At 46.5% G+C, this 8,219-nt stretch carries 5 protein-coding genes; all 5 read right to left on the bottom strand.

Features of this window, described 5'->3' with window-relative positions:
• Window positions 1–211 precede the first annotated feature (211 nt).
• Window positions 212–2,977: a type VI secretion system ATPase TssH gene (gene tssH, locus ACR2PX_RS23875; RefSeq protein ID WP_434001854.1), complete on the bottom strand. Its 2,766-nt coding sequence runs from the start codon at window positions 2,975–2,977 to the stop codon at window positions 212–214.
• A 153-nt stretch (window positions 2,978–3,130) separates the two neighbouring features.
• Window positions 3,131–3,961, bottom strand: a complete 831-nt coding sequence (locus tag ACR2PX_RS23870; protein ID WP_434001853.1) for a hypothetical protein — start codon at window positions 3,959–3,961, stop codon at window positions 3,131–3,133.
• A 1-nt stretch (window position 3,962) separates the two neighbouring features.
• Window positions 3,963–5,168, bottom strand: a complete 1,206-nt coding sequence (locus ACR2PX_RS23865) for a hypothetical protein (RefSeq protein WP_434001852.1) — start codon at window positions 5,166–5,168, stop codon at window positions 3,963–3,965.
• A gap of 94 nt (window positions 5,169–5,262) precedes the next feature.
• The gene (gene tssG / locus ACR2PX_RS23860) at window positions 5,263–6,369 is read right to left on the bottom strand and encodes a type VI secretion system baseplate subunit TssG (RefSeq protein WP_434001851.1); all 1,107 of its coding nucleotides are present in this window, start codon (window positions 6,367–6,369) and stop codon (window positions 5,263–5,265) included.
• Complete coding sequence (gene tssF / locus ACR2PX_RS23855; protein ID WP_434001850.1) at window positions 6,366–8,198, bottom strand: type VI secretion system baseplate subunit TssF; 1,833 nt, start codon at window positions 8,196–8,198, stop codon at window positions 6,366–6,368. The genes tssG and tssF overlap by 4 nt, the downstream gene beginning before the upstream one ends.
• Between the last annotated feature and the right edge of the window lie 21 nt (window positions 8,199–8,219).

The raw sequence follows: 8,219 nt of genomic DNA, 5'->3' as shown, positions 1-8,219 counted from the left end.
GCTTTCGAGCATAAATTTCAGTAGAACGAGTCGACAGTCTTGAGCGTTCTAGACAGCTTCGATGGATTCGTGAGAATAGTTGACCTATTTAATCGAATTCATCGAATAATTGGGCCGTTCTTTCTGGAGTTTAGGCCGAAATAGTCTTAAGTCCGACAGGCTCCTAGCATAAGGAAAAGAGAGCAGGCTGTGAAGACAGCCTGCGAAAGGTTTAGCTTAACTGATAGTCAAATTCACCATCGTCATTGACTCCAATATGAACTCTGGAGATTGGTTGATCTTCTGCCATACGCGCCAGGCAGACACTGGCCAGCTCAGGCAGCACAGAACGGGTCAGAATATTTTCTATATTTCTGGCACCGGTATCCGATTCCTGGCAGCGGGCAACAATGTGGAGCAGTACCTCATCATCGTAGCTGAATTGTGCACCGTAATGTTCGGTCACACGCTTCTCGATCTTGTGCATATTGATTGCAGAGATCTTCATCAGGTTCTCGTCATCCAGAGGGTAGTAGGCAATAAGATTGGTGCGACCCAGGAATGCCGGCTTGAAACTTTGCAACAGGTGAGGGCGGATATTATCCAGTAGAACTTCCGGTTCCGGCTTTTCCTCAACCTGACTGAAAATGGCTCTGATTGCATCTTCGCCCGCATTGGAGGTCATGATAATGACACAGTTCTTGAAGTCTATATCACGGCCTTCACCGTCCTTGATGGTGCCTTTATCAAACAGGTTGTAGAAGATGTCCTGGACGCCCGGATGGGCCTTTTCCATTTCATCCAAAAGAATAATGGAGTGAGGTTTTCTTCGAGCCGCTTCTGTCAGCACACCGCCTTCACCATAGCCAACATAACCGGGAGGTGAGCCGAGGAGCATGGACACTTTATGCTCTTCCTTAAACTCAGACATATTGATAACAGTGATGTTTTGCTCACCACCGTACAGCTGATCAGCCAATGTCAGCGCTGTTTCTGTTTTACCAACACCACTGGTGCCTACGAACAGGAATACGCCTACAGGCTTGCGAGGATCGGTCAGGCCTGCTCGGGAAGTTTTGATCGCCTGAGCAACGGCTTCCAAAGCGTGATCCTGACCAATGACACGAGTCTTCATGCGATTAGCCAGTTCACGTATGGCATTGATCTCGTCACTGACCATCTTGCCGACAGGAATACCGGTCCAGTTGGCAACAACTTCAGCCACAGCCTGCTCATCAACACTGGCCTGCATCAGGGGTTGTTCGCCCTGGATATCTTTCAGGTCAGCGGTCAGTTTTTGCAGCTGTTCTCTCAGTTCGGCAATATCCTGGTCTGAGAGCGTATTTTCTGATTCTTCTGTTGCAGTTTCTTCGCTTTCCGCGCTGTTTTCAGTCTCTTGTGCTTCAGCTTTTTCAATAGTGTCTGAGGTCTCAGCGTCGACTTCTATTGGTTGCTGGGTAGCCAGGAAGTTACTGTCAATCTGATCCAGTATGTCCCGAATTTTACCGATTAGCTCAAGCTCTTTTTGCCACTGAGCCTGAAGTTTACTTAACTCTTCTGTCGCACTGTCTTTTTCTTCCTGCAGTGCGGCCAGTCTATCGGTGTGAATCTCCTGAGCCGCCTGTTCCCGTTCCAGCATGGCTATCGTTGTTTCAGCACGCTGAATCCTGCGCTGTGCATCTTCTATGGCTGCAGGTGTAGCAGTCTGACTTAGAGCTACCCTTGCACAAGCGGTGTCCAGAAGACTGACGGACTTATCAGGAAGTTGTCGCCCTGGGATGTAACGATGGGAGAGGACAACCGAAGCAACAATCGCTTCATCAAGAATTCGGACTTTGTGGTGGTGGTTGAGAGAAGAAGAAATACCCCGCATCATATCGATGGCTTTTTCTTCATCAGGCTCTTCCACTTTAACTACCTGGAATCGACGGGTCAGAGCCGGATCACGTTCAAAGTATTTCTTGTATTCCGCCCAGGTGGTAGCAGCAATGGTTCTTAGCTCACCTCGGGCAAGAGCGGGTTTTAACAAGTTGGCTGCGTCTCCCTGGCCTTCTTTACCGCCGGCCCCGATCAGGGTGTGAGCTTCATCGATAAACATAATGATGGGAGTGGGTGACGCTTTCACTTCTTCAATCACTGATTTCAGACGATTTTCGAATTCACCCTTAACACTGGCCCCTGCCTGCAGAAGACCGAGATCCAGCGTTCGCACAACAACACCTTTCAGCGGATCAGGTACATCTTTGTTGGCAATACGCAGTGCAAAACCTTCTACTACAGCCGTTTTACCGACACCGGCCTCACCGGTGAGAATAGGATTGTTCTGGCGCCTCCTCAGGAGAATATCAATACATTGTCTGATTTCTTCATCGCGTCCAAGCACCGGATCAATCTCACCGTTTGCAGCACGCTCTGTAAGATTGACGGTGTACTTGTCCAGTGAAGGGGTTTTCGTGGGTTTTGCCGTTGTATCAGGAGCACCTGAGCCCGAATCGGAGGAAGCAGAAAGCGTTGATGCCGATTCTGCAGTGGTGCCCACACGAGCTCTTGCTGTTTCTCTGATGGATTCTGGAGCAACATCTCGCAGGACAGGCAGGCTTTCCAGCAATTGTCGGCGTGATTGATCATCCAGCAGCAGCGCGGCCAAAAGGTGACCTGAAGTAATCTGGCCATGACCACAGTCGACTGAAGCTATCATCCAGGCGTTCTTGGCACCTTCGACAATGGAAGGTGAAAGTGCTGCCGGACGACTGCTACCGCCCTTGAATTTTGCAATAGAAGAGGCCAGTTGTTTAGCCAGAGTGGATGGATTGACTTCATGCAATTCAAGCAAGCTGTAAAAATCGGTATCACTGCGATCAAGCAGTTTAAGCAGCCAGTGTTCCAGTTCAACATTGTACTGGTTATGAGCCAGACAAAGACCGGCAGCACCTTCCAGCGCATCGCGCAGGGCAGGGGACATTTTGTCCACCAGAGCCTTAAGATTATGGGATATCATATTGTTATTTCGTCCTTTTTCTTGTTCTTTCTCCGCCAGAGAGCCGTTATTTAGTCAGTCTCTCTGACCATGCTTAAGCCATTTGATTATTAGCTTGCCAGATGTTGCTATGAGTTGGTAGCGGGTCGTTAAACTTGCTTCCGACATGAAAGCTTACGGCTTTGAGTTACTTGTCGCTGACCAGTCTATAGGAGGGAAATTATCCGTAAGGGACATATTAGGACATTCCGCTTTAACAGCATCAAATTGAGCTTGGGATTCAGGAGATAGATTCAATTGAATGCTGTTAATAATGTCATTCTGTAACTCAATAAGAGGTTGAGTACTGACCAGTTCGTCATCTGGAAGATTGCTTTCATTCCAGAATTCTCCCCCATAACTAAAGCTAAACTCAATAAGATGTTGATTTGAGAAGGGAATAATGACTATTTGTTTTGTGTCATCAAGCCTACGCATTGGGATAGAAACTGTAAATGTTACTGCAGGCATAGGATGCTGAGTTAAAGGCTTCCAGTTAACAGGTGCAATACGTGCGTTACAGCCATCATAATGAGAATATGAAGAAGTCAACAGCTGTAATATTGTCGTTTCAAAGGCTCTTGGATGAAAAAAAGAAATCTTCTTGTTGATTTGATTTGGCTCAAGAATGTTGATGTGTAAGCTTTGCTGATACACTTTTCCAGTGAACCAGGAACCATTATAGCTCCAAGTCCTCATAAAAATAGTTCGATATCGCCAGCTTTCATCAGACATCTCTAGATTGTTGGAGAGCTTTGTATAGAACTCCATATTTTTATAGCGCTTTTCATAGATGGACTTGGAGTAAGTATTCCTTGGGCGGTGTTTTGGTGATCTGAACTGAAGGCAGTTACCTCCCAAATTATGTTTAATCAAGCCACACTGGTTGAAGCTAGGGCCTTGAGGCACTATAGGCTCTTCTACATCTTTCAGCTTGAGAGAAGAGTATTTAATGAGGTTCAACATCTCAATTTTTCCCCAATAGCTTGTTCGTTTTCTTATGTAGACGAGGGGCCCAGCCTTCTGTCAAGTTCATTCCAAGCTTACCAAATCCAGCTATTGCCCCAATTGCTGTTACAAAAAATAGAGTTTGAGGGTTGGAGACACCTAACGTTGAAACACCTGCGATAGTTAATGCTGTTGTGGATGCTCCTTGCAGCTTTGTTCCATAGCTTAACAAATCCCAAGGCGAATATTTAAGCTTATAATTATCATTTTTAGAACGAACTCTACTAATGATCATCTCGATCTGATCGCGGTTTCCAATCACATCGAGTGGATGGGTATGAGTGACCTTCCTGTCTAAGTTGAGGTTAAGTTGTTGCGCTATACGGACGGCTTCATTTGGAGATGTGCTTGGTCGATAGAGAAAGATAGTATGTTTTTCAAGGCTTACTTTCTGATCTGCTAGCATCTTCATTGCTTGGGTTAAGATTCCAGATCCACCAAACTCAGAAACCCAGCTAATTCCTTTAATATCTCTTGCATCGTACATTGCTCTAGCTAAGAGGTAAGCTGACTCATTTAAATTTTTTGCCTCAATAGGGGATATTGCTTCCTTATAATTAACTAAACCACCAACTCTTTTCTGGCCTGGAGTGAAGTGTAAATCAAAGCCATTTGCATCTATCTTTTGACTGCCTGTATTGGGTGTATCAGCTAGATAGTCAGCCACTTCTTCAGCCACACTACTACTTCTAACATTTCTTATATCTGAAATAGCTACATATCGATCTTTCTCAGGCAAGATCTTGTAATCCGGCTGTAGTGCGGTTTGCCATCCATCACGGCTTTTTGAAGCTCTATATAAGCTAGGCTTTTTCTCATCTCCTTGAAGTTCAGAAAAATTTAGATCGGCATCAAAATGCAAAATCTTGAACTTATCATTAGGCAGCTTCTCTACGGTCACCTTGCAACCTGGCAAAATCATCACAAATTCTTCTGTGCCGCCTCTGGCCAAATGGTTTGGTCGAACAAAGATATTGTTCTGATGAAGTCTGCCTGACGCAAGTGACTGTACTCCCTCTACTGTTACACGTGCCCAATGATGACCTGTCCGTGCAAGCTTAAGAAGGTTTTGATAGATGTCGTTGGCATTGGGTGTGCAATAAACGGGTTTTCCGCAATACTTACCAGCAATAATAGTATTATGGGTTGTTTTTAAAACAGTCATTTTCTTCCTTTTACTCCAACTGCAATTATGCTTCCTTAGCACTAACGATATTCTATGGACGCTAACTTAAAAAGACAGTTATTTTACAAAATCTTCAACCTGCAACCGTGACTGTAATTAATTGTTCACTGGCTTGATCAGCCTGTAGACGACTGTTCAGCCCCAGCATTGGATAATAATTTTCTCGTTGCCCCAGTTGCAGTGGCGGAAGTTCTTTTTCCCTGACCTGAATGAAAATATCAAAATCCAGTTCCGCACCTGCCATCATTCGAATCAGGGCTTTCATTGAGTCCAGCTTGCGGGTGCCGGGCATAATAGTCATGTACTGACGATAACTCATGGGTTCCAGTACGACACGGAATCGGCTTTGTATTTGCCAGCTTTGGGCTCCCAGCACCATATTCTGACCAAGAACGTTGTTCACTCCCTGAAAACGGTTGGTTTTACCAGGTAATTGCGTTTGCAGGTCACCGGGTATCTGATACCAGTCTCCTATGAACTGTTCAATGCTGGCCTTCAGGCCAAAGTGGTGCAATATACAGCTCTTTAGTGCGCTGGCAGTAGGGGTAGTGCGACCCAGTAAACCACCCAGACCGGCAACAATATCATCAGGGACTGTTGTGCGATTCTGTACCTTGTCTGTTCCCAGCCCAGCCAACGATTTCAGAGCCAGGCTGTAAGCGTCGTTTTCAGGTGTCAGGCTTTCCCGCTCTAATGATTCCAGTTTATTGCGTTCGAAATTGGCCGGAAGCTGATACTTTCTCCAGGCTCGATAGAACAGTGACAGGGTGCGATGATGAAAAATATCCAGAAAATCACGCAACCCCCGGTTTCTCATTTTCAGTTCTTTAAGAACGGTCTCACCCACATGGTGAGGCAGGACACCCTGGGAGCCAATCAGTCCCATAAACGTAACTTCCATGGACCACTGGTGTCGGGAGGAAGGGTCCTGAACTGATTCCTGTTCCTTGAGTTTCAGGCGGGTGATATCAGAAGCCGCAAAGCCAAAACTGTGGGATGCCGTGAATCTCACCAGTTCTCTGTGAGGTGGGGCGAGCTCTGCGACAGGCTGACTGGCAAAGCTTTCTTCTTTGGCTCGTTCTGTCTGACTGATGAGTTCCAGCATCCTCACCGCTTGAAAAAAATCAAACTGCTGTGGGTTGCTTTTTAATTGTTGAAAAAGGCTCTCTTTGTTACTCATAGCAGGGCCTTCTCTCCGGCCCTGGGAGGCCAGCGCTTAAACTCACCGTCCTTGCCACTGAGGGTCACAATCAGACGAACAAAAGAGTTTATTGTGCAGTAAACACCGAGGAAACGCTCAATCACTGAGCTGAACAGCAGAGGACTGGTGCCCGTTAACATCATGGAGTCGAGTTGAAGCTCTACTTCCGTTCCACGACAGAGTACGACGGTATTATCAATGGATATAGGAGCAGTAATGGCTCGTGTATTCATGGTTCTCAGTGCTTCAATAAGGTTTCGGGTACTGGCGGAATCCTTGAAATTATAGAGTCGTAAAATTTCCTTGAAAGCTTCACAGGAATCGGTGCCACGACTTAAGGACAGGTGATTCAGGTTCAGATGAGAGATCAACCGCCAGAATGCACCGTCTTTGAGTGGCGGTCTGACCACGGTAGTTGGCGGAGTAACAGAGATGATTCTGCCTGCAGGTGCGTCACCATCAACAATAGAAAAGAATGGCTGTCCACCACCCGTGGGCAGCTTTCTGGGCTGGTTACGATTGGTGCAGATTAAATCCAGGTGTAAAACACTGTTTTTAGCTTTAAAAGGATTCATTTCCAGATCAACCAGTCGTATAGCACATTCACTGGCTTGCTCATTAAAGTGCTCGCCTTCCACCACTTCACGGCGTCGTGGACTCCAGAATGCGGTCTGGCCTGCTTCCACCTGATGATGACGATAGCTGTAAAAGGGAGTGAATTCCCTTTTGCTGCCTTCATTATCAGTGCAGGCAACGTTCTCGATGGACCAGGTTTCCAGCTCTCCCTTTCTACGTATATCAGGGATAATCGGGTATTCGTACTCAGTATGATTCAGAGATATCGGTTCTGCGCGCATGGGAAACAGGTTGATTGCGGGGGTGCAACCCAGTGCAAACATACTGGCTGCCAGTTGGTGCTCAAGCTCTTCGTTACTTTCTTCCAGGTAGATATAAAGATTGAACTTCTGAGAAAGGTTTCCCTGAAGTGCTTTTTTAAAGCCGGAAACATCAAGAAAAAGAAATTTCTCAGGAAATACAAAAAACTCGGTAAGCAGGCGATAGCCCAGAAAGGCATTATCCGGATAGGGAATCAGGCCTTCATCTTCCTCGAACCCTACCGCTTGAATTTGTTCGCTGTCCAGATAGACCGGGTTAGGGTCATCGTCACTTCGAGCCATGACCAGTTTGACAGTACGAGTCAGCAGAAGGTCATAAAGTGGGTAAACGTGTTGAGGCTGTCCTTTCAAATAAAAGCGAAGGGTGTCGTCAACGATTTCTTCGATCGGGGCTTCCTCTGCCAGTGCCTGAAACTCCAGTTTGATTACGGCGTTGGCATCAGTGACTTTATTGGATCCTGGGGCAATGAAAGGCCTGGGCATCAAGTTAGCCGATTTGACGGAAATGGCCGGTACCCGTGCATCATAGGCGGTGGTAAAACGACAACTGTTACCTGAATGCTGGTCGGTATCCAGCCAGCTTCCTGAAGGGACACTGGCGGGTGCATCCAATAAGGGTTCAGGTTCAAACTGAACAATGGTCATGGAAGGAATAGGGCGAAGGTAGTGAGGATACAGAGTTTCCAGCATGGCTTCTGTTAACTCAGGGAACTCATCATCCAGTTTCTGTTGTATACGAGCATTCATGTAGGCAACGCCGGACAACAGTTTAGCCACCAGTGGGTCGTCTACCGTATTGGTATCCAGTTGAAGTGAACCGGCGATGGCTGGGTGACGTTGAGCAAACTCGCCAGCAGACTGTTGAACGAACGCCAGTTCTTTTTCATACAGAGGGAGTAATTTATCACTCATTGGTTATTTCCTTCCTGACGT

The organism is Endozoicomonas sp. (assembly GCF_051008435.1).
Lineage (GTDB): Bacteria > Pseudomonadota > Gammaproteobacteria > Pseudomonadales > Endozoicomonadaceae > Endozoicomonas_A.
This window is presented reverse-complemented; position numbering and strand designations above follow the sequence as displayed.